A 25,153-nucleotide genomic window follows, 5' to 3' on the forward strand; every position below is an offset into this window, starting at 1 on the left:
GTCCATGCTGCATGTGTCGATGGTGGGCTGCGGCGCGATTGGCCGTGGCGTGCTGGAGCTGCTGAAGTCCGACCCCGATGTCGCGTTCGACATGGTGATCGTGCCGGAAGGCGGGATGGCCGCGGCGCGCGGTGCGCTCTCGACGCTGGCGCCGAACGTACGCGTGGCGACCCGGCTGGCCGACGGCGACCGGCGGCCCGATCTGCTCGTCGAATGCGCGGGCCACCAGGCGCTGGAGGAACATGTCGTGCCGGCACTGGAGCGCGGCATTCCGTGCCTGGTGGTGTCGGTCGGCGCGCTCTCCGAACCCGGCATGGCCGAGCGTCTGGAGGCTGCTGCGCGCCGTGGCAACACGCAGGTGCAGCTGCTGTCCGGTGCCATCGGCGCCATCGACGCCCTTGCGGCGGCCCGCGTCGGCGGCCTCGATGAAGTGATCTACACGGGCCGCAAGCCGGCCGGTGCGTGGATCGGTACGCCAGCCGAGCAGCTGTTCGACCTGAACGCACTGACGGAGCCGACCGTGATCTTCGAAGGGACGGCGCGCGATGCGGCACGGCTCTATCCGAAAAATGCCAACGTGGCGGCCACGGTGTCGCTGGCCGGGCTGGGGCTGGACCGCACGTCGGTCAAGCTGCTGGCCGATCCGTCGGCGGTGGAGAACGTTCACCACGTGCAAGCGCGAGGCGCCTTCGGCGGCTTCGAGCTGACCATGCGCGGCAAGCCGCTGGCGGCCAACCCCAAGACGTCCGCACTGACCGTGTTCAGCGTGGTGCGTGCGCTCGGCAACCGCGCCCACGCGGTGTCGATCTGAAGCGAGTAATTCCCCATGACGACGCAACAAGTCCTTCCCATCCTGATTGCCGGCGAATGGCGCCTGGGCGGCGGCGACCGCTACGCAACGCGCTATCCGGCGACGGGTGAAGTGGTGGCAGAACTGAACGCGGCCAGCCTGGCTGACGTCGAGGAAGCCATACAAGGCGCCGATCGGGCCTTTCGCCAGAGCGGCTGGGCCCGGCGCAAGCCACACGAGCGCGCTGCCGTGCTGTACCGCGTGGCCGAACTGATCCGTGCGAAAGCCGAAGGGCTGGCCCAGCGCCAGCGCCTCGACAACGGCAAGCCGATCAGTGAGACGCGGGCCCTGGTCGCCAGCGCCGCCGGTACGTTCCAGTTCTTTGCCGCCGCGCTCGAAACGCTCGAAGAGCACATCACGCCGCAGCGCGGAGACTGCCTGACGATGAGCGTCTACGAGCCAATGGGTGTGGTCGCCGCCATTACGCCGTGGAATTCGCCCATTGCCAGCGAGGCGCAGAAAATGGCGCCCGCACTTGCCGCGGGCAATGCCGTCATCGTCAAGCCGGCCGAGGTCACGCCGCTGATGGCACTGGAACTGGCTGCCATCTGCGAGGAAGCCGGCGTCCCGAAGGGGCTGATCAGCGTACTCCCAGGGAAGGGTTCCGTGATCGGCGACGCTATTACGAAGCATCCGCTGGTGCGCCGCGTGTCGTTCACCGGCGGCACCACCACCGGCAAGCACATCGCGCATATCGCGGCGGAAAAGATGATGCCGGTGTCGCTGGAACTGGGCGGCAAGTCGCCGACCATGGTGTTCGACGATGCCGACCTGGACCATGCAGTGAGCGGCGTGCTGTATGGCGTATTCAGTTCGTCGGGCGAATCGTGTATTGCCGGTTCGCGCCTGTTCGTGGCGCGCTCGCAGTATGAGGCGTTCATCGACCGCCTGGCGGCTGGCGCGGCAAAGCTGCGCGTGGGAGACCCCGCCGACGAGCGCACTCAGATGGGGCCGTTGATCACGGACCGGCACCGCGACAGCATCGAATCGTACGTGGCGGTGGGCGTGGAGGACGGCGGCCAGCTGCGCACCGGCGGCATCCGCCCCGACGTGGCGGGCCTGCCCAATGGCTATTTCTATACGCCAACGATCATCGAGGGTCTCGACAACCGCGCACGGATCTGCCAGGAAGAAATCTTCGGGCCGGTGCTGGTAGCGATGCCGTTCGATGACGAAGATGACCTGATCGAGCAGGCCAATGACAGCGTCTACGCGCTGGCAGCAGGCATCTGGACCCGCGACTACAAGCGTGCGTGGCGGGTGGCACGATCCGTGCAAGCCGGCAATGTCTGGATCAACACGTACAAGCAGTTCTCGATTGCCACGCCGTTCGGCGGCTGGCGGGACAGTGGCCTCGGCCGCGAGAAGGGACGGCTTGGCATCCTGCAGTACATGGAGCAGAAGAGCGTGTACTGGGGCCTGAACGAACAACCGCTGCCGTGGGCCAACTGAGGCCATCGCGCATCATCGCAAACCGGCAGGACGGAGACTGGAAATGAAGGTATTGGGAATTGACGAGATCGTCTACGGCGCCGACGACTTCGATGCATGTCGCGGCTTCTTCGGGGACTGGGGCCTGACGATCAAGCGCGATGACGCGCAGGGTCTGGACTTCGAGACCCTGAACGGTTGCCGCGTGCTCGTACGCAAGGCCGGCGACGCGGCGCTGCCGCCGGCCATCGAGGATGGCCCGACGCTGCGTGAAGTGGTATGGGGCGTCGACAGCGAAGCGTCGCTGGCGGCCCTGCGTGACCGCATTGCCAGTGAGCCGACCTTCGTGTCGCTGGAGAATGGGGCGCGTATCGGGTGCACCGACCCGAATGGCCTGGCGGTGCGCTTCCAGGTCACGCGCAAGCATGATGTCCAGGTGGACTGTGCGGTGATGAACACGTGGAACGACAAGCCGCGCATGAACCAGCGCAGCCCGATCTACGAGCGCGCCATTCCGATCGAGGTAGGCCACGTGGTGTTCTTCGTGAAGGACGTGAAGGCGACGGAGCGGTTCTACATCGATAAGTTCGGATTCGTGCAATCTGACAATTATCCCGACCGTGGCGCGTTCCTGCGCTGCGCCGCAGAAGGCGGCCACCACGATCTGTTCCTGCTGCAGCTTCCGCACGGCAAAGCCGGTCTTAATCACGTGGCGTTCACGGTGCGCGATATCCACGAGGTATTTGGCGGGGGCATGAACATGTCCCGCAAGGGCTGGGATACGCAGCTCGGACCGGGCCGCCATCCCATCTCGTCGGCGTACTTCTGGTATTTCAGGAATCCGGCTGGCGGGCTGATCGAGTACTACGCCGACGAAGACCAGCTCGATGCCCACTGGGAACCGCGGGCGTTCGAGCCCGGCCCCACCATGTTCGCCGAATGGGCGATCGAGGGGGGCATCGATGGCAATACCCGTCGTCAGAAGAACGCCGGCGGTCCGGAAGGCAAGTTCCTGACGGAAAAGCGTTAAGCATCCGGAAGTCTCGAAGTAGAAGGAAGCCCCATGAGTGCGAGCCCATCTTTAGCCCTGCGCGTGCAGGCCATGCGCTTCGAGTCGCGTGGCGTCGTCAGCCTGGAACTGCGTGACCCCGACGGGGCGCCGTTGCCGGAATTCGCGCCCGGCGCCCATATCGACCTGCACCTGGCCAACGGCCTGGTCCGCAGCTACTCGCTGTGTGGTGCCCCCGAACAGCGCGACCGCTATACGGTGGGCGTGCTGAATGATCGCAACAGCCGTGGCGGCTCGCGCTTCGTCCACGAGCAGTTGCGCGTGGGCGCCACGCTGACGGTGGCAGCGCCGCGCAATCACTTCGCGTTGAACGAGGATGCCGCGCATACGGTGCTGGTGGCCGGTGGCATCGGTGTGACGCCGATCGTATGCATGGCGCGGCGCCTCGCCGAACGCGGGCGTGCATTCACCCTGCTGTATTGCGCGCGCTCGCGTGCCGAGGCGGCGTTCATCGAGCAGCTTTCGGCCTACGGCGATGCGGTGCGTTTCCACTTCGACGACGAAGCGGGCGTGCCCCCCGACCTGAGCGCCATGCTGGCAGGCCAGGACGCCAGCACGCACTTCTATTGCTGCGGTCCGGGGCCGATGTTGACGGCGTTCGAGTCCGCCTGCGATATGCACGGTTACGCGAACGTGCATATCGAGCGCTTTGCCGCCGATCCGGCGACGGAAGCGGTGCAAGAGGGGGAATACAGCGTGCAACTGCAGCGCTCGGGCAAGAACGTGCGCGTGCCGTCCGGCAAGTCGCTGCTGGACGCCCTGCTGGAGTCGGGCGTGGCTGTGGAATACAGCTGCCGCGAAGGTGTGTGCGGATCGTGCGAGACGGCTGTGCTCGACGGTTGCCCGGATCACCGCGACAGCGTACTCAGCAACAGCGAGCGCGCATCGAACAAGACCATGATGGTCTGTGTGTCCGGTTGCAAGGGCCAGCGCCTGGTGCTGGACCTCTGACCAACGCAACGCCGCGCCATGACAGGCGCGGCTACGAAGACTGCCCGCCGGCAAGGCAGAGCCGCACGTTCAGGGACGAAGCGGCCACGCGGGTAACTGCCCTACACGATTCAGGAATAGATACCCGTGTTGATTCAGAGACAAGACGCCGCACCTTCGCTGCAGGGTGCACAGGCGGGCGCTGTGGCCTACGGCGGCGCAGCAACCGGCGAGTCCGCCGCCACATCCCAGACGCAATCGGCCGCAAAGGTGACGCGTGGCCAGATCATTGCCCGCATCGAGCGCATGCCGGGCAACATGATGCACGTGCGTGCACGGCTGCTGATCGGGCTGGCGACGTTTTTCGATGGCTTCGACGTGATTGCCATTGCGGCAACGCTGCCACTGCTGATCGCGAAGTGGTCGCTTTCGCCTGGCCAGATTGGCTTGTTGATCGCCGCTCCGTCGGTGGGGCAACTGGTTGGAGCGCTGCTGTTTCCCGCATTGGCCGAACGGTTTGGCCGCCTGCGTTCGATTGGCTGGAGCGCCGGCATCATCGGCCTGATGAGCCTGGCGTGTGGTTTCGCCCCGTCGTTCGAGATATTCCTGCTGTTGCGCATCGTGCAGGGTCTGGGCCTGGGCGGCGAGTTGCCTGTGGCGGCGACGTACATCAATGAGGTAACGCGCGCGCACGGCCGCGGCAAGTTCGTGCTGCTATACGAGATCGTGTTCCCGATCGGATTGATGGTGTCGAATGCGCTGGGCGCCGTGCTGGTGCCGCGCTACGGCTGGGAGGTGATGTATTTCCTCGGCGGCGTGCCACTGGTGCTGTTTTTCGTGCTGCGCCGGCTGATTCCGGAGTCGCCGCGCTGGCTGGCGGAAAAAGGCCGCATGGCGGCCGCCGCCGACGCGCTGCGCCAATTCGAAGCGCGGGCCACGCAGCCATTGGCACCCATTGGCGATACGTCGAGGTTCGATGCGATGGGCGACCGTCCGCGCCGCCGCGTGCGCGATCTGGTGGGCAAGGCCTATCTGGGGCGAACGCTTGCCGTGTGGATGCTGTGGGCCACCTGCGGGTTTATCCAGTATGGGCTGTCGACCTGGCTGCCGACGGTCTACCAAACCATCTACCACGCACCGCTGCAACTTGCACTGAACCTGGCGGCAGGTGCATCCGTGCTGGGCGTGGTGGGGTCGTTGATCTGCGCGCTGGTGGTGGACAAGGTGGGTCGCAAACCGGTGATCAACGTGTCGTTTGTGCTGTGTGCGGCGTCGCTGATTCTGGCAGGTGTGTTTCACGCGTCGTCGGTGTATGTGGTGGCCACCTTCTGTGCGCTGGCGATGGGCTTCCTGGCCTGCGGCTTCATCACGGCCTACGTCTATACCCCCGAGCTTTACCCGACGAGCGTGCGGGCCATGGGCTGTGGCCTGGGCGGGGCGTGGCTGAAGGTATCGGCGATCTTCGCGCCGGGCATCATCGCCTCGACCATCGGCACTGGGAATTTGAGCACCGCGTTCTTCGGGCTGGCGGTAGTGCCCCTGCTCGCCGCGGTCACCGTGTTTTTCCTCGGCATCGAAACCAAGGGCCAGGTTCTGGAAGAACTGGAGGTGTGACGCCGCGCGGCGTTGAACGGTGTTGCCTCCGCTTGTCAATGCTGCCCCGACGCCGACTGCCCCGGCGCGCGGGGCATTTTTATTCCGCGCCCGGGGCCGCTGATGCCGGCCAAAAACTAGGGTTTTCCTTAAGTTGATAAATCAACAAAGCGGTTTACAGTGAAATCGTTCCCGGTGTGGATCTTGGTTTTATATATGGAACAATTCTGCTAGTGTTCGGCATAGCGCCGAGTGCTCCGGTCATCGGGCATGGCGAAGCATGTTATATCGACATGCCTTGCTGTTCATCGGCAAACCGAACGTCAAGCAGAGAGAGACCATGACTACAACCACTCCCACCGAGGAGATGCAGGACAAGTACATCGTGCCGGGTCTTGAGCGCGGGCTCAGGCTGCTGGGCGAGTTCAGCAGCAAGGATCGCACGCTGTCGGCGGCGGAGCTGGCGAGGCGACTGCAAGTGCCGCGTTCGACGGTGTTCCGGTTACTCGCCACGCTGGAAATGATGGGCTTCGTGGAGCGCACGGACGGTGGGCGGGAGTTCCGCCTGGGGATGGCGGTGCTGAGGCTGGGGTTCGATTACCTGGCGTCGCTGGAATTGACCGAGCTGGGCCGGCCGCTGCTGGACCGGCTGCGCGACGAAATTCACTATCCGTGCAATCTCGTGGTGCGCGATGGCCGGTCGATCGTGTACGTGGCGAAATCCGTGGCGGCCCGGCCGTTCACGAGCACGGTGAATGTAGGAACGCGCCTTCCTGCGCATGCCACGGTGCTGGGCCGCGTGTTGCTGGAGGACCTGACGCTGCCGCAGCTACGGGAACTGTATCCCGAGACGCGTCTGGAAGTGTTCTCGGAAAGCACACCGCGCACGGTGGAAGAGTTGTACGAGATGGTGCAGCGTGACCGCCAGCGCGGCTACGTCCTGCACGAGGGATTCTTCGAGGCCAGTATCTCGACCATTGCCGCGCCGGTACGCGATCGCACCCGGCGCGTGGTGGCGGCCCTGGGCGTGACGATTCCGGCAGCACGGATCGATCCTGCCCAGCTCGAACCGATGGTGGAAAGGGTGCGGGAGGCGGCAGCGGAATTGTCGCGCCTGCTGGATTACCGGCCAATGCCCGAAAGCATGGTGGCCGGCCAATGACAACGCGACGGTAGCGATCGTAACGATCGAAGGGACAGGCAGGAACAGCATGCAGCACCGCAGCCACAACGCAAAGGCAACCCAATGGACCCGGCGGTGGCTGGGCGCAATGGCGGCAACGGCGGCCGTCGCCATGGCTGGCACAGCGCATGCCGAGACGTGCGCGAGCGTGCGGATCGTCGTGCCGTTTCCCGCCGGCGGAGCGGCCGACCAGCTTGCCCGCACGCTGTCCGTAGGGCTGCAGCAGCGCAAGGGTACGCCACTCATCGTGGACAACAAGCCCGGTGCCAACGGCAACATCGGCATCGATGCGGTGCGACGCGCGGCCGGGGACGGTTGCACCTGGCTGGTCGTGCCGGCCGGCAACCTGACGATCAATCCGACGCTGTTTCCGAAGCTTTCCTATAACGTGGCCCGCGACTTCCGACCTGTATCGCTGCTGGCCAGTTCTCCCAACGTGCTGGCCGTGCATCCTTCGGTCAAGGCGCACACGGTCCCGGAACTCATTGCGCTGGCAAAACAGGCCGACCAGGCCAGGACGCCGCTGGGCTATGCCAGTCCCGGGGTCGGCAGCGGCCTGCATCTGGCGGGCGAACTGTTCCACCACAAGGCGGGCGCGAACATGCTGCATGTGCCGTACAAGGGCACCACGCAGGCCGTCAATGACGTGGTGGGCGGGCAGGTGCCGGTGCTGTTCGGCACATGGCCGACGCTTGCCCCGTTCATCCAGTCCGGAGCGCTGCGCGCGATTGCCGTGACGCAATCGAATCGCTCGGCTGCCGCGCCCGGTCTGCCGTCGCTGGCGGAACAGGGTATGCCAGGCATCGACGTGAGTTCGTGGTATGCGCTGCTCGTGCCATCGGCGACGCCCAAGCCCCTGGCCGATGCGCTTGCCGTCGACGTACAGACCTTGTTTGCCACACCGGCGGTTCGCGCCGATCTGCAGCGCCAGGGTCTGGAGCCCATCGCCAGCACGCCAGAGGCCCTCGCTGCACGGATTCGCAGTGAAGCCGCGTCGTGGGCCACGCTGATTCGCACGTACCACATCACCGCGGACTAGCGGAAATCGTTCGGAGGCGCCAAGCCGGCGCCATCCCCAATCCCCATTTTTGAGTCGTACCTGGCCGCACCGCGTGCAGTGCGCGGTGGCATGCGGCCGTCTTTTCTTGCACTGTCGAGGACAAAGCGAGGCAACCATGGATTTTGTGTTGAACGGGAAGGCGACACACTTCGACGGCGACGGCGATACGCCGCTGCTCTGGGTGATACGCGACGACGCCGGGCTGACCGGCACGAAGTATGGCTGCGGCATCGGCGCATGCGGTGCATGCACGGTCCATGTCGACGGCCACGCCCAGCGGTCGTGCGTGACGCCGGTATCCACCGTGGCGGGCCACAAGGTGACGACGATCGAGGGTTTGTCGCCGGATCGCTCGTCAAAGGTCCAGCAGGCGTGGATCGCCAAGGATGTGCCGCAGTGCGGCTACTGCCAGTCCGGGATGGTGATGGCGGTCAGCGCGCTGCTCAGGCAGAACCCGCACCCCACCGACAAGGACATCGACGCGGCCGTCAGCAACCTGTGCCGCTGCGCCACGTATCACCGCATCCGGGAGGCCATCCATGCTGCAGCAAAGTGAAGTGCCGACGAGCCCCGCGCGCCGTGGCTTCCTCAAGGTGAGCGCCGCGCTGGCCGGTGCACTGTGCATTCCGCTCCCCGCCTTGGCGAGCCGGACCGTCGATAGCGGCCCGCATGGTACGAACGAGATCACTGACTGGATCTGGATCGAGTCCGACGGCAAGATCACGCTCGGACTGTCGCAGTGCGAATGCGGGCAAGGCGTGTACACCGGGATGCCGCAGGTGCTTGCCGACGAGCTCGACGCGGACTGGCAGAACATCGCGGTGACGTTTGTGACCGGGCGCGATGCATACCGTACCGGGGCGGCGTATGAGGAGCCGCAGCAGTTCGTGGGCGCGTCGATGTCCGCCACGCTGTTCTACCAGCGCCTGCGTATTGCCGGGGCGCAGGCACGTGAAGTCCTCATGATCGCGGCGGCAAGGCGACTGCAGGTGCGCCCCGGGCAGTGCCACACCGACAAGGGGCGCGTCTACCATGGCGCCACGGGACGGTCACTGTCCTACGGTGAACTGGCCGAGGAGGCATCGAAGCTGCCGCTCAATCCGACGCCGCGCCTGAAGAACGAGGCGGCGCACAAGCTGATCGGGAAGGATCTGCTGCGCATCGATACCCCCGCCAAGGTGGACGGCTCGGCCCAGTTCGGGATCGACGTGAAAGTGCCGGACATGTTGTACGGTGCCCTCAAGATGCCGCCCACCGTCACCGGGAAGGTGACGGGCCTTCGCAACGCTAAGGCAGTGATGGCGATGCCTGGGGTCAAGGCCGTGGTGCAGGCGCCCGATGCGGCGATCGTCGTCGCGACAAGCTACTGGCTTGCGAAGAAGGGTGCCGACGCGCTGGAGCTAGACGTCGATCCAGGGGCGGCAAAGGACCTGGACAGCGACAACATCATGGCCGCACGCAAGGCTGCGCTGGGTGCACCGGAAGCGGTTGTCGCCACCCGGCTGGGCGACGCCGACACGGTACTGTCAGCGGGTGGCCGGATCGTCGAGGCCGACTATCACACGCCGTACATCGTTCACGCGACGATGGAGTCGGTGAATGCCACGGTGCATGTGCGTGATGACGCGATCGAGGTCTGGGGTCCGATCCAGGGGCAGGATTTCGTGCGAAACGCGCTGGGCAAGCTGTACAGCCGCAAACCCGAGACGGTAATCGTGCACACGACATTCCTGGGCGGAAGCTTCGGCAGAAAATTCCTGCCGGACTTCGTGATCCATGCCGCGCGCGCGTCCGCCGCGGTCGGAAAGCCGGTCAAGGTGATCCGCTCGCGCGAGGACGATATCCGGCACGGCTTCTATCGCCCGGGTGTCTCTGGACGCTTCCGCGCGGTGCTTGACGACAAAGGCATGCCGGTAGCCATGCACGCACGTATGACCGGCCAGTCGCTCTACGGCGTGATCAAGGCGGATCGCATGGCCAGGCAAGGTGGCTGGGACGAGACGATGCTGGAGGCCGTCTACGATTGCGTCTACCGCGTGCCGAACCTCAAGGTCGACATGATCGACGTGAAGCAGCCGATTCCCGTGAGTTTCATGCGCAGCGTGGGCTCGACATCGAGCGTTTTCATGCTGGAGAGCTTTGTCAACGAGATGGCGGATGCCGCGCGCATGGATCCGTATCGTTACCGTCGTGCGCTGCTGGCGCACAACCCGTTGGCACTGCGCACGCTTGACGCGGCGGCAAAGGCCGCCAACTGGGATCGCAAGCCGCCCGCCAATGTCACGCGCGCCTTCACGTTCAATCTCTACACCGGCCGTGGCGAGGCATTCCAAACCTACGTGGCCATGGCGCTGGAGCTCCAGCGTGCGGGCCAGTCATTCGCGGTAAAGCGGGTGGTGTGCGCGGTGGAGTGCGGCAGGGCCATCAATCCGAACCTGATCCGGGCGAACATCGAGGGCGGGATCGGCTTTGCGTTGACGAATACGCTCAATAGCGAGATCACCTTCAAGGCCGGGGTGGTGCAACAGAGCAACTTCCACGACTATCCATTGCTACGTCTGGCGGAAATGCCGAAGATCGAAGTCGTCATCGTCGACAGCGATCGTCCGCCGCAGGGCTGCGGGGAGGTTTCGCTCGGGCCAGTGGCTCCAGCCGTGGCCCATGCGCTGTACAAGGCAACCGCGTCGCGACAACGGTCGATGCCGATGAAGCTGGAAGCGTGAAACCGGACGGCGCGACGCGGCGCGCCGTCCGTCATCTCGTGGCCCGCAAGCTAGGGCTTGCGATACCCCAACAGCGCCGACAGATCCCTGGCGGCGGCCTTGACCTCTTTCTCGGTGCGTTCTCGTAACGTGCCATCGACTTCAAAACGCTGCTGCGGACCCGCCACGCTGATCGCCGCGATGACATTGCCGGCGGCGTCGCATACGGGTGCTGCGCACGAATCAATGCCAGGCTCGAAAGCGGAGAAGCTCCATGCGCAGCCGCGTTCGCGGTCGGCCGCGAGAATGTCGGCGAGCCGCGCATGGGTGGCCGGGCTCTGCCGCGTGACCGTCGGCAGGGGATCGTCGCCAAGCCGTGCCCGCAGTTCTTCGGCGGAAAGATGGGCAAGCAGCATGCGGCCCGGGGTGGTCAGGTGCGCCGGCACGCGGCTCCCCACCTGGATGTTGCTCACCAGCCCAGTGTTAGGCATGTCGCGCAGCAGGTAAAGCACATCCCCGCCATCGGGCACGGCGAGATAGGCCGAAAGCTCGAGCGAGCCGCTCAATTGCGCGAGTATGCGCCGCGCGAAGGTGGTCAGGTCGTTGGCAGCCAGCACACGCGAGGCCATCTTCAAGAACGCGAATCCAACAGTGTGGCCGCCCTGCGGAAGGCGCTCGACCATGCCCTCGTGCTCCAGCGTGTCGAGCAGCCGCATGACGGTAACCCGGTTGACGTCGATGCGCCGGCCCACTTCGCTGAGGTTGGCGGTGGAACCGCCCTCGGCGATGAAGCGCAGCAAGCGCAGGCCGCGCATGACCGGTGTTACCAGTTGCTGCGATGAGCCGGTGGATTCGTCGGCATCGGATTCGGAAGGGAGGTTGCGCAAGGCGGCGGGCGTGGGCATGGATGATCGGGCGATGACGGGGAACAGCTTCAGTTCAGCGGCGCGTTCCAGGCGTCGTAATCGTACACCCAGTCGGCATTCCCGCCGGCCTTGAGCCATTCGTTGCCGCGCGATCCAATCTGGATGCGGCTGGTACGTGCGTGACGGGCTGACTGGTAGCGCGTCAGTGCGGCCGGTACGTCGGTGGTGCTGGCGTCGGCGAGGCAACGCGCCATGACCACGCCGTCCTCGATGGCCATGCCGGCGCCTTGCGCCATGAATGGCATCATCGGATGGCAGGCGTCGCCCATCAGGGTGATGTGGCCTGCGGACCATGCGGGCAGCGGGTCGCGCACGTACAGCGCTGAGATGAGTACGTCGTCGCAGGCGTCGAGCAGCGCGCGTGCATCGGGATGGAAACCCGCATAGGCGGCGCGCAGGTCTTCCACGCGGCCCGGCGTGGTCCACGACTCGTTGCGCCAGCTCTCCTGTGCGACGGTGGCAAACACAAAGATCTCGCGGCCCCGGTTCAGCGGGAACGTCACGATCTGGCTGGTAGCTTCGGGTCCCCACCATTTCGTGAAGGCTCCGATGTTCGGAACGCCGGCGAGGCGTTCGGCCGGGACCACCGCCCGGTAGGCGACGACACCGGCAAAAGTGGGATGCTCGTCGCCGAGGATCGCACGACGCACGACCGAGTGGATCCCGTCGGCGCCGATCAAAACGTCCACGTCGTCGCTGGACCCATCGGCAAACTGCACGGTGGCACCGCGCTCGCGCGGGACGATCGCAATGGCCTTCGAGCCCAGCTTCACATTTGCCGGGGGGACTGCTGCTTCGAGGGCCGTCATGAGGTCGCCCCGGTGCATCGTCAGCTGGGGGGCGCCATAGCGGCGCTCGGCTTCGTCCGACATGGCCAGGCGCGACGTTTCTTCGCCGCTGTCCCAGATCCGGCTGATGCGATGCGTCGGACGGGCGGCCGTCTCGCGGAGCGCATCGCCGATGCCGAGCCCGTCGAGCGCGCGCACCGCGTTGGGCGTCAGGTTGATATCCGCGCCGACACGCGCAAAGCGAGTCGCCTGCTCATACACGACGACGTCCATGCCGAGCTTGCGCAGGGCGATGGCCGCAGCCAGGCCGCCAATGCCGGCGCCATTGATGCCGATTCTTCCGTGGATCATGGAATGCTCCTGTATGTTCAAAAATGAACGAAATGTTCATAAAACAGTCGCATGTTTGGGTGAGGCAGTCAAGCGGTGCGGGTGCACGCAAGCTGTTTTTGCCGGCCGAACCCGACGATATGGCCCGCGCTGCCCTGCGGATCCTGGTATCGCAGCGGCTCCGGCACAGCTATTGCACCGGTCCCGACATTGCCGTGGCCATGCCGAGGCCCTTTAAATTCCGGCCGTCCGCTGCCGATAAGGAATCTTCCCGCTCCTCAATACGCGGTGTAGGTTTCGGGTCACTAAATCAAAGAGAGCAATTTTTGCAATGGCTGCGTCCGCAGGAGACCGTTTTCAGCCGCAGGTCGGGGCAGGTATGCCGTTGGCCAGCTTGGCGCTGGAACAGGTCTTATTGCAGTTTCCCGAGCCGCTGCTTCTGAAAAGCCGCCGTGGCGTCTGGCTCTTCGTGAATACCGAGATGTGCCAGCTCATGCAGCGGCCCGCCGAAGAACTGTTGGGGCGCTCCGATGATGAGTTATTCGGTGCGGAACGCGCGGCGACCTATCGCGCTGTCCACGACCGTGTTGTCGAAAGCGGCGAGCATCAGGAAGAAACCGAGGTATTCCGCGTGCGCGATGGGGGTGAGCGGATCCTCCGAACGCGGAAACGCCTGGTGCGGTTGCCGCACTCGCCTGAGCCGCTGATCCTCGTATGGATCACCGATATTACCGACGCACACCGCACGGCAGAGGCCCTTTCCGAAAGCGAGGCACATTACCGGTACGCGGTCGAACTCAGTCCAGAGATTCCCTGGACAGCGGATAAGCAGGGCCGTATCACAGAGGCCGGCCCACGCTGGGCGGCCCTTACCGGCATGCCTGTCGCGGAGGCCCTCGGCGACGGCTGGGCACGATGCGTTCACCCAGACGACCTGCCGCGTGTCAGTGAGACGTGGTCGAATGCGGTGGCTTCGCACCGTGGCGTGGATATGGAATATCGCGTGAAGCTTCGGGACGGCTCATATCGCTGGTTTCGCGCCCGCGCGGCGGCGCGCACTGACGATAACGAGAACGTTATCCGCTGGTATGGAACGCTCGAGGACATAGACGACCGCAAATCGGCCAGCATGGCGATGGAGGGTCTGGCGGCGCGCTTGTCTGCTGTACTCGAGAGCACCACGGATAGCGTCGTGCAACTCGACCACTCCCTGCGACTGACCTACTTCAACGGCAATGCTGCGCGCGCGATGGCTGGCCGCATGCCGGCGCTCGGACGATCGGTGTGGGATATCTTTCCCGAAGAACGTGATGGCGTTTTCGCGGAGCAATACCGGTTGGCAATGACGCGGCAGACGCCTGTCGTGTTTGAGCACTACATGCAGACGCTGCAAGCATGGTACGAGATCCATGTGTATCCGACCGAGGATGGCCTGTCTGTGTTTTTCCGCGATGTTTCCGAGCGAAAGGACGCGGAGCAGCAACTGCTGGCGAACCAGGGGGCGCTCTTCCACATGGCTCGTCACGACCCGTTGACCGGCATCGCGAACCGGTTGCTCTGGCGCGAGCGGATGGAGGAAATTCTCGCGTCGGCCACGCCCCATTCGCTTTCGGCACTGCTATATATCGATCTCGATGGCTTCAAAGGGGTCAACGACGCGTTTGGCCATTTTACCGGCGACATCGTGCTGCAGAAGGTGGCTGCCCGATTGCAGGCGTGCGTCGATGACTCCGAAGCCGTCGCACGTATCGGCGGGGACGAGTTTGTCGTGGTACTTGAGCGTGCCGCGGATCGGCAGGCAATCGATGACCTCGCCCGAAAACTGATCGCGCAGCTCGCGCGCCCGTTCGAACTCAATGCGGAGCGTGTGACGCTGGGCGGCTGCATCGGCATTGCGCTGATACCGGACGATGGGGGGAGTGCCGATGAGCTGTTGCAAGCTGCCGACGTCGCGCTGTACCAGGCCAAGGCGGAAGGCCCTAATGCCTACCGGTACTTCTCGGCCGACGAGGGTGGCCGAACGAAAGTGCGTTTCGAGCGCAAGCGGGCGCTGCATCATGCTGTAGCAGCCGGACAATTCGAACTCCATTACCAACCGATCTACGATCTGCGCTCCGGCCAACTGCGAAGCTTCGAGGCGCTCTTGCGCTGGAGGCATCCGGTACATGGCCTGGTGTCGCCAGCGGACTTCGTGCCGCTGACCGAGGAAACCGGCCTTATCGTGCCAATTGGCGAGTGGGCGTTGAGCGAAGCGTGCCGACAACTGGCGCGCTGGCCGTCCGCCATATCCGTGGGCGTCAACCTGTCGCCGCTTCAGTTTCGGGGCCGCGCGTTGCTGGAAGCCGTCCGCCGGGCGGTCAACGAGTCAGGCGTTCAGTTTTCCCGGCTCGAACTCGAGATCACCGAATCGGTCCTGTTGCGCAACGATCGAGTCAACCTTGAACTGTTGAGAGAGCTGCGCGCCATGGGCGCACGGATTGCGATGGACGATTTCGGGACGGGCTATTCGTCCTTGAGTTACCTCCGAAGCTTCCCGTTCGACAAGATCAAGCTCGATCGCTCGTTTGTCGCGGATCTCGCCACCAGCGCCGAGGCGAGGGCGATTCTCCATGCTGTCCGCAGCCTTGGTGCGGCATTCCGCGTGCGGACCACGGCCGAAGGCATCGAAACGCCCGAGCAGCTATCCGTCGTGCGCCAGGAAGGCTATGACGAAGGTCAGGGCTATCTTCTTGGCCGGCCAACGGATTCAGAAGATGCCTTCGCGTTGGCACATGGGGTAAGAGACGGAGAATCGGATGCCATGAGGTGGCTGCAGCCGATTTCGAGTGCCCCGGGCGTCGGCCGGTAACGACCGTTGACGGCCCCGGGGCGCGATGGCCGCTACGGCAGCAAGGTTTGCAAGGCCGCCTGGGCGTCGCGCCGCAGGCGTTCGATGTCGAGCCCGACCACGGCACCATCCCGCACCACGTGCCGGCCGCGCACGAACACGTCGCGCACGGGCGTTGGCTCGCCGGCCGCAACGGGCGCCGTGGCGATGTCGTGGAAGCCGGCAAAGCGCAAGCCGCTGACGTCGTAGATGGCAAGGTCGGCGGACTGGCCTGGCTGCAGCGTGCCGATGCCTGGCAACCCGAGCACTCGCGCACCACCGGCGGTGCCCCAGTGGATCACCTCTTCGACGCGCGTCTGCGACGCCCCGCCCAGCGCACGATGGATGAGCCAGGCGAAATTGGCTTCGTGGACCATGCTGCCTGATTCGTTCGATGCCACGCCATCGACTCCGATCGATACCGGCACGCCGGCGTCGGCCATGGCACGCACCGGCGCGATACCGCTGCCCAGCCGCGCGTTGCTGACCGGGCAGTGCGCCACGCCGGTGGCCGTCTGCCCGAGCATGCGGATCTCGTCGGGTGTCACCGTGACAAGGTGAGCGAACCACACGTCAGGGCCCAACCAGTCATGATCGGCCACGAACTGTACGGGCGTGCAGTGGAATTTCTCGGCGCAGAAGCGAACGTAGTTGTCGGTTTCCGACAGGTGCGTATGCAGCCGCAACTGCATGCCGCGCGCGAACGCCGCCACTTCGCGCAGCATCGCGGGGGGCATCGAGAACGTGGGTGTGGTGGGTGCCACCACCACGCGACGCAGCGCGTCGGGGCTGGCATCGTGATAGCGCGACTTGAGGCGTTCTATGTCGCCCAGCATTTCGTCGAACGTTTCGGGCACCAGCGCCGTGGCGCGCATGCCAGGATGATCGGCCTTCGATTGCACGGCGCCACCGCGACACAGCACCAGGCGCATGCCGAACTCTTCGGCCACGTCGAACAGCACATCGCCCGTCTCGGCGCCATGGCCGTGGTGATACAGGTAGTGGTGGTCGGCGCAGGTGGTGGTGCCCGACAGCAGCAGTTCCGCCATGCCCAGCCGGACGGCCGCGCGGAAGCTGTCCGGCGTGAAGCGGTCCAGCCGCGGATACGGCACGCTGGCCAGCCATTCCTGCAGATCGGCGTTCATGCCCGCGGGCACGGCCTTGAGCAGGTTCTGAAACAGGTGATGGTGCGTGTTGACCCAGCCGGGATAGATCACGCAGCCGGTGGCGTCGATCACGGTTTCATCGGACAGCGGCGTCAGGTTGGCGGCCAGCTCGGCCACGCGGCCGTCGCGGATGCGGATATCGACGGCGCCGCCCCGGGCGTCGGCACCGGCGCGGCCGGTCATGACGGCGGCCGCGCCCCGGATCAGCATCGGACTAGTCGTCGCCATGATTCAAACCTCCGGAAAGTGTTCGGGCACCACGGCGTGCCGGGCCTGCTCGACGCTGTCGTCGCGCGCGGGGATGCCGTTGAGGACCAGATTCAGAAAGACCGACACCACGCAAGAGATGATCACGCTGCTATGCACGAACGGCTGCAGCGCGGCGGGCAGCTTGTCCAGCAGGTTCGGCATGATCACGGGCATCAATGAGCAGGCGAGCGTGATGGCCACCACGCTGAGGTTGGCCGGCTTGCGTTCATAGTCCACCTGGCCCAGCGTCCGGATTCCCGCGGCTACCACCACGCCGAACATGACGATGGTCGCGCCACCCAGTGCGGCCGCCGGAATCGACGAGAACAGCGCGCCGATCTTGGGTACCAGAGCCACCACACACAGCATGACGCCGCATACGGCCACTACCCAGCGGCTGCGCACGCCGGTGACGATGACCAGCCCCACGTTCTCCATGAACGCGATGAACGGAAAGGCGGCGAACATGCCGCCGATGGCGCTGGCCAGTCCGTTCGCGCGCAGGCCCGCAGTGGCTTCCTGCTCGCTCACGGGCCGCTTGACGATGTCGCCGATGGCCACGAACAGGCCCATCGATTCCACCATCTGCACGACCATCACGATCACCATCGTCACGATGGCACCGGCATTGAACGTGGGCAGGCCGAATGCGAACGGCGTGACCATGGTGAACCACGGCGCACGGGCCACTTCGTCGAAGTTGCCCATGCCCATGAGCCACGCGGCCGCGCCGCCCATCATCAGGCCGATCAGCACGGCCAGGCTGCGCACCAGCCGGCCACCATGGCTGTTGATGAACAGGATCAGTGCCACGGTGCCGAAAGCCACGATGAAGAACATCGGCGAGCCGAACGCTTTGGCGTCATGGCCGCCGCCGGCCCATTGGTAGGCGACCGGAAACAGCGACAGGCCTACCGAGGTGATGATGCACCCGCTTACTACGGGCGGAAAGAAGCGTTTAAGGCGCCCGATCACGGGCGCCAGGAACATCGTGACCACGCCCGCGCCGATCACTGCACCGCAGACCCCGGTGAAGCCAAGCGACGGGTCGGTGCCGATGGCGATGACCGGCCCCACGGAGCCGAATGCCACGCCCTGCATCAGCGGCAGGCGCACGCCGAACTTCCAGAAGCCCACGGTTTGCAGCAGCGTGGCAATGCCGGACGTGAACAGCGCGGTGCTGATCAGCAGCGTGGTCTGCGCCGGTGTCATCTTCAGGGCGCCGGCAACGATCATCGGCACGGCGATGGCGCCAAGATAACTGACCAGCATATGCTGGAAACCAAGCGAGACCATGGCCCGCGCGGGCAGTATCTGGTCGACGGGATCAACGGGGATTGACATGGCTTTCTCCTGCCTTGGACGTGTGGGGTGTGCACCCAAGGTAGCGAGCCCGCAACCGCGTGCGTAGCATCATTGCGAAGGCGCGCGCACGGAAGCGAAATACAGCGGGTTTTCCTCAGCTTGCATGAAACCTGCATGGATCCCTAGCATGCACACATTCCTTGCCGTTCGTCCCTCCGTTTGCACCATGGGCCATCATGCTGCACCAAGAATGAACACCGCGAGTCATGCGCGTGCACTGGATCATGTGCAGGCGCTTTCCGCGCGCGTGTTCGGCCCCACGCGGCTGCATACGGACGATGCAGACCCCGAAGTGGCACTGCAAAGCTGCCAGATCGGCCACCTGACGCTGGCGAGCACGCGCTATGCCCGCGACATGACGGTGGAGCCGGTGCCCGGCAAAGACGAGTACGTCATCCAGACCGTGATCTCGGGCCAGTGCAGCGTCGAGGTCGAAGGCGTATCGGTCACGATGGAGCCGGGTAACACGTGGGTGTTCTCGCCATCGCTGTCCGTGAGGCTGCATTTGGAAGCAGGATGCGAACGCTTCAGCGTTGTGGTGCGGCGGCATGCGCTCGAGGATGCGTTTCGCGCATGTTTCAACTTCGATCCGCCCAGCCCCATGGTCTTTGCGTTGCAGCCATTGCCCGACGCGCAACGCGCCGGACGCTGGCGGGCGTTGATGACGTGGATGCGTGCCGAAGCCGCGATGCGCGAGGATCGGCACGGCCTGCCCGCCGCCGACACGGCTATCGAACAGCTTTGCCTGACCACGTTGCTGGTGGACCATTTCGGGGAGGACGGCAGCCTGCTGCCACGCGGCTATTTGCCGTCATTGCCAGCCTACGTGCGTCGCGCCATTCGGTACCTGCGCGCCAATCTTGGCCAGCCGGTAATGATGCAGGAGCTTGCCGCCCATTGCGGCGTGTGCGAGCGCACGCTGCAGCTTGGCTTTCGCAAGAGCAAGAACACCACGCCGATGGAATACCTGCGCGTGCTGCGCCTGCAGGGCGCGCGCGCCGACCTGCAACGCGCAATACCGGGCCCCGGCGTAGTGTCGGCCATCGCGTTGCGACACGGGTTTACGCACCTGAGCCTGTTCGCGCGCGAATACCGACGCGAATTCGGGGAATCGCCTTCGGCCACGCTGCGTCGCGCGGGATAAAAAAGACGCAGCCGACGTGAGGCGGCTGCGCCATCAATCACCCGCCGATATTGTGGCGGGGTCCCAGAGCTGATTCCGGCGGCGTTGGCGGCTGCGTGCTATGCGGGGAGTTGCGTGGGCTGGCAAACGCCCAGCAGCGTCTGCAGTCTTGCCCGGTCGAGGTTGCGGCCGATAAATACGAACTTGCTTTCGCGAGGCATGTCGCCCCATGCGTCCCCGGGGTGGAAGTCCATCAGCCGGTGCACGGCCTGGAGCACGTGCCGCCGATCGTCGTCGTGCACGGCCACGATGCCTTTCATCCGGAACACGTTGTCGCCTTGGGCGGCCAGCAACGCGCGCAGCCCGTGTTCCAGCCGTTGCCGGTCGAACGGCGCGTCGAACACCAGCGAAACCGACGTGACCGACGGATCGTGACGATGTGCGTGGTCGTCATCGTCATGGCTGTGATCGCATCGTTCGTCGCAGACATGGTCGGCGTGGTCATGATGGGTGTGGTCGTCGTCAGGCAGGCGCGCCGCACCTGGCGTGAAGCCGCCAATGCCCAGAATGCGCGACAGGTCCACCTGCGCGTAGTTCGACCGCAAGATCTGCGCGCCTTCGTTCAGATGATGCAGGCGATGTGTCAGCGCGTCCAGCCGCTCGGCGTCCACCAGGTCGGACTTGTTCAGGATGATGCGGTCGGCGGCCACGATCTGGTCGACGGCCTGGTTGTCGAAGCCGGACAATTTCGGATCGTCCAGATGGTCCTCGATGTGCACCGCGTCGACCAGCGTCAGGATGCCGTCCAGCGTCACCTGCTTCGCCACGTCGTTATCCATGAAGAACGTGGCGGCAACCGGAGCCGGGTCGGCCAGGCCACTGGTCTCAACCAGGATGTGGTCGAATCGCTCAGGCCGTTCGAGCAGCTTCTGCAGGATGGCTACCAGATCGGTCCGTACGTCGACCACGCAGCAGATGCAGCCGTTAGTCATCTGGTAGATCTCTTCGTCGGAGGTCAGCACCAGGTCGGAATCGACGTCGACCTCGCCGAACTCGTTCTCGATCACCGCGATCCGGTGTCCGTGTTTCTGCGTCAGGATGTGGTTCAGCAGCGTGGTTTTGCCCGCGCCCAGAAAGCCGGTCAGGATGGTAACGGGTACGGGCGGGTGGGTGCGGCGATGGGCTTCGATCATGGTGTCTCCCGGGTGATGACTTCGGCGTTGACGGCGGCAAGCGTGGCGCGCATGCCGGCCCAGCGCGAGACCAGGCCGTCATGCGGAATGTCGAACAGGTCCAGCACGCGTCCGACGGTGTGGTTGACGATGTCGTCGACGCGTTGTGGATGGGTATAGAACGCGGGCATCGGGGGCATGACGATGGCCCCCATTTCGGTGACGGTGGTCATGTTGCGCAGATGCACCAGGTGCAGCGGCGTTTCCCGCGTCAGCAAGACTAGCCGGCGGCGTTCCTTGAGCATGACGTCGGCGGCGCGCGTGATCAGGTTGTCGGCCAGCCCGGTGGCCACGGCGGCCAGTGTGCGCATCGAGCAGGGCGCCACCACCATGCCGTCGCAGCGGAACGACCCGCTGGCCAGACTGGCGCCGATGTCGCGCACGTTGTGTACGACGTCCGCCAGCCCTTCCACCTGGGGGCGTTGCAGGCCCAGTTCGTGATGTACGGTGAGCAGGCCGGACGGCGAGCAAACCAGGTGCGTTTCCCAGCCGTCGATCATGCCGAGTGCCTGCAGCAGCCGCACACCGTACGCCGCGCCGCTGGCGCCGGTGATGGCTACCACCAGCCGGCGCGTCGCGTTCATGGGCGGGCCTCCGTCGCGCGCTTTGCCGCCAGCGCCTGCAATACCTGCTCGGGCTTGATCGGATAGTGGCGAAAGCGTACGCCGATGGCGTCGAACACGGCATTGGCGATGGCCGGCCCGATGGCGACGATTGGATCTTCCCCGACGCCCTTGGCACCGAACGGGCCGCCCGGGTCGGGCGCGGCTTCCAGCAGCACGGTGTGGATCTCGGGCATGTCCATGGCCAGCGGCATCTTGTAGTCGACGAAATTGGCGTTCAGCGACCGGCCCGTCTTCACGTCGATCTGGTAGTCCTCGTAAAGCGTGTGACCAATACCTTGCTGGATGCCGCCCTCGATCTGGCCCGCGGCGGCAACCGGGTGAATCACCTTGCCGATGTCGTGCACCGGCACGACCTGCTTCACGGTGACGAAGCCAGTCTCGGTATCGACTTCCACTTCGACGAAATGCGCGGCAAACGAGTACGACTTGGTGGGGTGATAGGTGGCGGTGCCCACCAGTTGCGCGGCGGGCAGGCCCTTACGCGGCATCACGGCTTCGCGCACGGTCATCGTCGGGCCCTGGCGGCCACGTACCGAGATCACGCCGTTCACGATATCGAGGTCCGCCGGTTCCGCTTCCATCTGTTTCGCCGCGCGCGCCAGCAGCTGCGTCTTGATGTCGGCGGCCGCCATCTGCGCGGCGCGTCCCACCATGTAGGTAGTGTGGCTGGCGAATGCGCCAATGTCCCACGGCACCACATCGGTATCGCCGTGTACCACGCTGACCGATTCGAACGGAATGGCCAGTTCTTCGGCCACGATCTCCGCCAGCGCCGTATGCGCGCCCGTCCCCAGTCCGGCGGCGCCGGTCAGCAGCACCACGGTGCCGTCCTCGTTCATCTTGACGATCGCATTGGCCTGTTCCTTGATACCCGGATAAGCGCTGCTGCCGTGCATTTCGCAGCCGATGCCCCAGCCGCGCCGGAGCACGCCGTGCTGCCGGCGCGTTTCGGCGCGGCGAGCGTTCCAGTTCACCACTTCCATGCCCTTGCGGATGCACGCTTCCAGACCGTGGCCGATGAGCGGATGGTTGGACGGTGCGATATCGCCTTCACGGACCGCGTTGCGCAGCTTCAGTTCGGCGGGATCGACGCCCAGTCGTTCGGCGGCCTCGTCCATCTGGATGTCGAGCGCGTAGTACGTCTGTACCACGCCATAGCCACGGAAGGCGCCGGCGATCGGGCTGTTGGTGTAGACGCAGCGGCCTTCCAGCCTGACGTTCTCGCATCGATACAGCGACACCATGGCCGCCGTGCCGACATTGGTCACGCCGGGCCCGTGCGAACCGTACGCGCCAGAATTGAAGACCACCTTCGCTTCGCGCGCGGTGATGGTGCCGTCGTTGCGAAAGCCTTGCCGCAGCCAGATCCTGGCCGGATGGCGCGTGCGTCCGCCCAGGAAGGTCTCTTCGCGCGTGTATTCCATCCGTACCGGACGATGCGTCTGGCGTGCCAGGAGCGCGCACAGGAACTCCGCCTGGAAAAGATCCTGCTTGGCGCCGAACCCGCCGCCCATGTGATCCACCAGCACGCGCACCTTGTGCAGCGGCAGGCCCAGCACCTCGGCCATGATGCCGCGCACCATGAACGCGGTCTGCGTCGAGATCCACACCGTCAGGTTGCCGTTACCGTCCCACTTGCAGGTCAGCACGTTCGGTTCCATGTAGGCCGGCGTGGGACGGCCGCCTTCGTACACGCCTTCGAGGATGAAGTCGGCTTCGGCAAAACCCTTGTCTACGTCGCCACGCTCGATCTTGACCGGCGGCAGCACAAGGTTCCCGCCCGGTTCGCGGTCGTGGATCAGCGCGGCGCCTGGCGCGGTCGCATCTTCCACAGTGAAGAGCGCCGGCAGGGCTTCGTACTCGACCTGGATCAGTTCGATGGCGCGCGCCGCGATGTCCTCGCTGGTGGCCGCAACGGCCGCGACACCTTCTCCCCAGTAGCGGACCTTGTTGTCCAGGATGTACTGGTCGCCGGTGACTGACGCCGAGCGCGGATGTGGCGATCCCGCGTGCAGCACGCGCGGCACGTTTTCATGCGTGAGGATTGCTTTGACACCCGGCAGCGCCAGCGCGGCCGAAGTATCGATGCTGACGATGCGCGCGTGTGCCACGTTGCATCGCTTGAGCTTGGCGTGCAACAGGCCAGCCATCGGCATGTCCGATACGTACTTGGCGTTGCCGGTGACCTTGTCCAGCAGGTCGGCGCGCTTGACGCTGTGTCCAATCACGGCGTGGGTCATCGTGCGTTCTCCGTCAGTGCGTGAGCGGCGTCGCCGTCTGGATGGCGCATGGCCTCGGCCGTCCGTTCCACAGCTTCGATGATCCTGGTGTAGCCCGTGCAGCGGCAGATGTTGCCCGAGATGGCAAAGCGGATTTCCTGCCGCGTGGGCTGCGGGTTGGCATCGAGCAATGCCTTGATGGCCACGATGAAGCCAGGTGTGCAGAAACCGCATTGCGCTGCACCGCAGCGCATAAACTGTTCCTGAATCGGATGCACCTCGTCTGCGGCGGGCTGGATGCCTTCGATCGTGACGATCTTGCGGCCGTGGGCTTCGGGCGCCAGCATCAGGCAACTGTTCATCGGCATGCCGTCAACCAGGATCGTGCACGATCCGCATTCGCCCACATCGCAGCCCTTCTTTGTACCAGTAAGTCCGGCGTCGGCGCGCAGCGCATCCAGCAATGTACTGTTGGGTTCCACGGCAAGCTCGCGGACTTCGCCGTTGATATCCACTTCGATCAGTTTGCGCATCACAGTGTCTCCAGGGCTTGGGCGATGGCGCGGCGTGTCAGCACCCCCACCATCTCGCGGCGATATTCGGCGCTTGCGCGCACGTCGCTGATCGGCCGTGCATCTTCCATGGCGGCATGCGCGGCCTGCAGAATCAGCGCGTCGGTGACGGGGCGATGGCGCAGCACCGCTTCGGCATGTCGTGCCCGAATTGGCGTGGGACCGACTGCGGCAAGCACGATCCCAACGTCGGTGCAATGCCCGCGATCCACCGTGATTGACACGGCCACGCCGACGGTCGCCAGTTCCATCTGTACGCGCCGTCCGTGCTTAATGTACGCCTTGCCGGTGTGCGGGGCCGGCGCGGGAATGGTGATGCGCGACACCAGCTCATCTGGCGCAAGGGCGGTCTTGCCGGCGCCAGTCACGAAGTCTTCCACGGACATCGAACGCGAGCCTTGCAGGCCGTACAGATGCACCGACGCGTTGTCGGCGATCAGTGGCGCGAGCAAATCGGCCGACGGCGATGCGCGGCACACATTGCCCACCACGGTGGCGCGGTTGCGTACCTGGATCGAGGCGAAGTCCGTGACGGCCCTGGCCAGGCTGGCGTAGTGACGACGCACCGCATACGACGTTTCCACCTCGCGCGTGGTAACCAGCGCGCCGATGCGCAGGCCATCAGCGAGATCGAATGCAAGCACGTCCATGCCGGGAATTTTCTTGATGTTGATGACGTGCGAGGGCTGGCGATGCGATTCCTTGATCTGCACGAGCAGGTCGGTGCCGCCGGCCAGCACGCTGGCGCCACCGCCACAGCGATGCAGCAGCGCCGCGGCCTCTGCAAGCGTGGCGGGTTCGAGATATTCAAACGCTCTCATCTTCGGCTCCTGTGGGATGCTTGCGGCCCGTGCGGGGCGTGCATTTGCCGCT

The 25,153-nt window shown here is 65.0% G+C and carries 20 protein-coding genes; 11 read left to right on the forward strand and 9 right to left on the reverse strand.

The genetic code is table 11. The annotated features are described in order from the left end of the window. Nucleotides 1-4 precede the first annotated feature (4 nt). From BLQ58_RS23675 to BLQ58_RS23715, 9 genes are all read left to right on the forward strand, one after another. On the forward strand, nt 5-811 hold the full coding sequence (locus BLQ58_RS23675) for an aspartate dehydrogenase (RefSeq protein WP_092602460.1): 807 nt from the start codon (nt 5-7) through the stop codon (nt 809-811). A gap of 15 nt (nt 812-826) precedes the next feature. Next, the gene (locus tag BLQ58_RS23680; RefSeq protein ID WP_092602462.1) at nt 827-2,302 is read left to right on the forward strand and encodes an aldehyde dehydrogenase; all 1,476 of its coding nucleotides are present in this window, start codon (nt 827-829) and stop codon (nt 2,300-2,302) included. A gap of 43 nt (nt 2,303-2,345) precedes the next feature. After that, complete coding sequence (locus BLQ58_RS23685; protein ID WP_092602464.1) at nt 2,346-3,311, forward strand: VOC family protein; 966 nt, start codon at nt 2,346-2,348, stop codon at nt 3,309-3,311. Between the two features lie 33 nt (nt 3,312-3,344). Next, on the forward strand, nt 3,345-4,301 hold the full coding sequence (locus BLQ58_RS23690) for a PDR/VanB family oxidoreductase (RefSeq protein ID WP_092602466.1): 957 nt from the start codon (nt 3,345-3,347) through the stop codon (nt 4,299-4,301). A 285-nt stretch (nt 4,302-4,586) separates the two neighbouring features. Next, complete coding sequence (locus tag BLQ58_RS23695) at nt 4,587-5,894, forward strand: MFS transporter (RefSeq protein WP_254776102.1); 1,308 nt, start codon at nt 4,587-4,589, stop codon at nt 5,892-5,894. Nucleotides 5,895-6,213: 319 nt separating this feature from the next. Beyond that, nucleotides 6,214-7,035, forward strand: coding sequence for an IclR family transcriptional regulator (locus tag BLQ58_RS23700; protein WP_092602570.1), 822 nt, complete (start codon nt 6,214-6,216; stop codon nt 7,033-7,035). Nucleotides 7,036-7,144: 109 nt separating this feature from the next. Beyond that, on the forward strand, nt 7,145-8,095 hold the full coding sequence (locus tag BLQ58_RS23705; protein ID WP_092602468.1) for a tripartite tricarboxylate transporter substrate binding protein: 951 nt from the start codon (nt 7,145-7,147) through the stop codon (nt 8,093-8,095). A 136-nt stretch (nt 8,096-8,231) separates the two neighbouring features. After that, nucleotides 8,232-8,672 carry a (2Fe-2S)-binding protein gene (locus tag BLQ58_RS23710; protein WP_029051585.1) on the forward strand — a complete coding sequence of 147 codons (441 nt, stop codon included), beginning with the start codon at nt 8,232-8,234 and terminating at the stop codon, nt 8,670-8,672. Next, entirely contained in the window at nt 8,656-10,839 is a 2,184-nt protein-coding gene (locus BLQ58_RS23715) for a xanthine dehydrogenase family protein molybdopterin-binding subunit (protein ID WP_049815974.1), read from the forward strand. Before BLQ58_RS23710 ends, BLQ58_RS23715 begins: the two co-directional genes overlap by 17 nt. 50 nt (nt 10,840-10,889) lie before the next feature. Here the strand turns inward: BLQ58_RS23715 and BLQ58_RS23720 are convergent, their stop codons facing one another. Together BLQ58_RS23720 and BLQ58_RS23725 are read right to left on the reverse strand one after the other, a co-directional pair. After that, nucleotides 10,890-11,633 (reverse strand): IclR family transcriptional regulator, encoded by a 744-nt coding sequence (locus BLQ58_RS23720; RefSeq protein WP_254776104.1) that lies wholly within the window; start codon nt 11,631-11,633, stop codon nt 10,890-10,892. 119 nt (nt 11,634-11,752) lie between these two features. Then, nucleotides 11,753-12,880: an FAD-dependent monooxygenase gene (locus BLQ58_RS23725; RefSeq protein ID WP_092602572.1), complete on the reverse strand. Its 1,128-nt coding sequence runs from the start codon at nt 12,878-12,880 to the stop codon at nt 11,753-11,755. 313 nt (nt 12,881-13,193) lie between these two features. Here BLQ58_RS23725 and BLQ58_RS23730 point away from each other — a divergent pair, with 313 nt between their 5' ends. Further along, nucleotides 13,194-15,710 carry a sensor domain-containing protein gene (locus BLQ58_RS23730; protein WP_092602470.1) on the forward strand — a complete coding sequence of 839 codons (2,517 nt, stop codon included), beginning with the start codon at nt 13,194-13,196 and terminating at the stop codon, nt 15,708-15,710. A 32-nt stretch (nt 15,711-15,742) separates the two neighbouring features. Here BLQ58_RS23730 and BLQ58_RS23735 read toward each other — a convergent pair whose 3' ends face one another. Both BLQ58_RS23735 and BLQ58_RS23740 read right to left on the reverse strand, forming a co-directional pair. Further along, a complete protein-coding gene (locus BLQ58_RS23735) occupies nt 15,743-17,122 on the reverse strand; it encodes an amidohydrolase family protein (RefSeq protein WP_092602472.1) in 1,380 nt (459 codons plus the stop codon). A gap of 3 nt (nt 17,123-17,125) precedes the next feature. Beyond that, nucleotides 17,126-18,487 carry a nucleobase:cation symporter-2 family protein gene (locus tag BLQ58_RS23740; protein ID WP_092602474.1) on the reverse strand — a complete coding sequence of 454 codons (1,362 nt, stop codon included), beginning with the start codon at nt 18,485-18,487 and terminating at the stop codon, nt 17,126-17,128. A 211-nt stretch (nt 18,488-18,698) separates the two neighbouring features. Here BLQ58_RS23740 and BLQ58_RS23745 point away from each other — a divergent pair, with 211 nt between their 5' ends. Next, nucleotides 18,699-19,652: an AraC family transcriptional regulator gene (locus tag BLQ58_RS23745; RefSeq protein ID WP_175459985.1), complete on the forward strand. Its 954-nt coding sequence runs from the start codon at nt 18,699-18,701 to the stop codon at nt 19,650-19,652. 98 nt (nt 19,653-19,750) lie between these two features. Here the strand turns inward: BLQ58_RS23745 and BLQ58_RS23750 are convergent, their stop codons facing one another. From BLQ58_RS23750 to BLQ58_RS23770, 5 genes are read right to left on the reverse strand one after another with little or no spacing between them, the layout of a single operon-like run. Then, entirely contained in the window at nt 19,751-20,824 is a 1,074-nt protein-coding gene (locus BLQ58_RS23750; RefSeq protein ID WP_092602478.1) for a CobW family GTP-binding protein, read from the reverse strand. Continuing rightward, nucleotides 20,821-21,447, reverse strand: a complete 627-nt coding sequence (locus BLQ58_RS23755) for a UbiX family flavin prenyltransferase (protein WP_092602480.1) — start codon at nt 21,445-21,447, stop codon at nt 20,821-20,823. The genes BLQ58_RS23750 and BLQ58_RS23755 overlap by 4 nt, the downstream gene beginning before the upstream one ends. Further along, the gene (locus tag BLQ58_RS23760; protein WP_092602482.1) at nt 21,444-23,729 is read right to left on the reverse strand and encodes a xanthine dehydrogenase family protein molybdopterin-binding subunit; all 2,286 of its coding nucleotides are present in this window, start codon (nt 23,727-23,729) and stop codon (nt 21,444-21,446) included. Before BLQ58_RS23760 ends, BLQ58_RS23755 begins: the two co-directional genes overlap by 4 nt. After that, on the reverse strand, nt 23,726-24,241 hold the full coding sequence (locus tag BLQ58_RS23765; RefSeq protein WP_092602484.1) for a (2Fe-2S)-binding protein: 516 nt from the start codon (nt 24,239-24,241) through the stop codon (nt 23,726-23,728). Before BLQ58_RS23765 ends, BLQ58_RS23760 begins: the two co-directional genes overlap by 4 nt. Beyond that, complete coding sequence (locus BLQ58_RS23770) at nt 24,241-25,101, reverse strand: FAD binding domain-containing protein (RefSeq protein ID WP_092602486.1); 861 nt, start codon at nt 25,099-25,101, stop codon at nt 24,241-24,243. The genes BLQ58_RS23765 and BLQ58_RS23770 overlap by 1 nt, the downstream gene beginning before the upstream one ends. Nucleotides 25,102-25,153: the final 52 nt, after the last annotated feature.

Origin of the sequence: Ralstonia sp. 25mfcol4.1 (assembly GCF_900104095.1) — a bacterium.
Taxonomy (GTDB): Bacteria; Pseudomonadota; Gammaproteobacteria; order Burkholderiales; family Burkholderiaceae; genus Cupriavidus.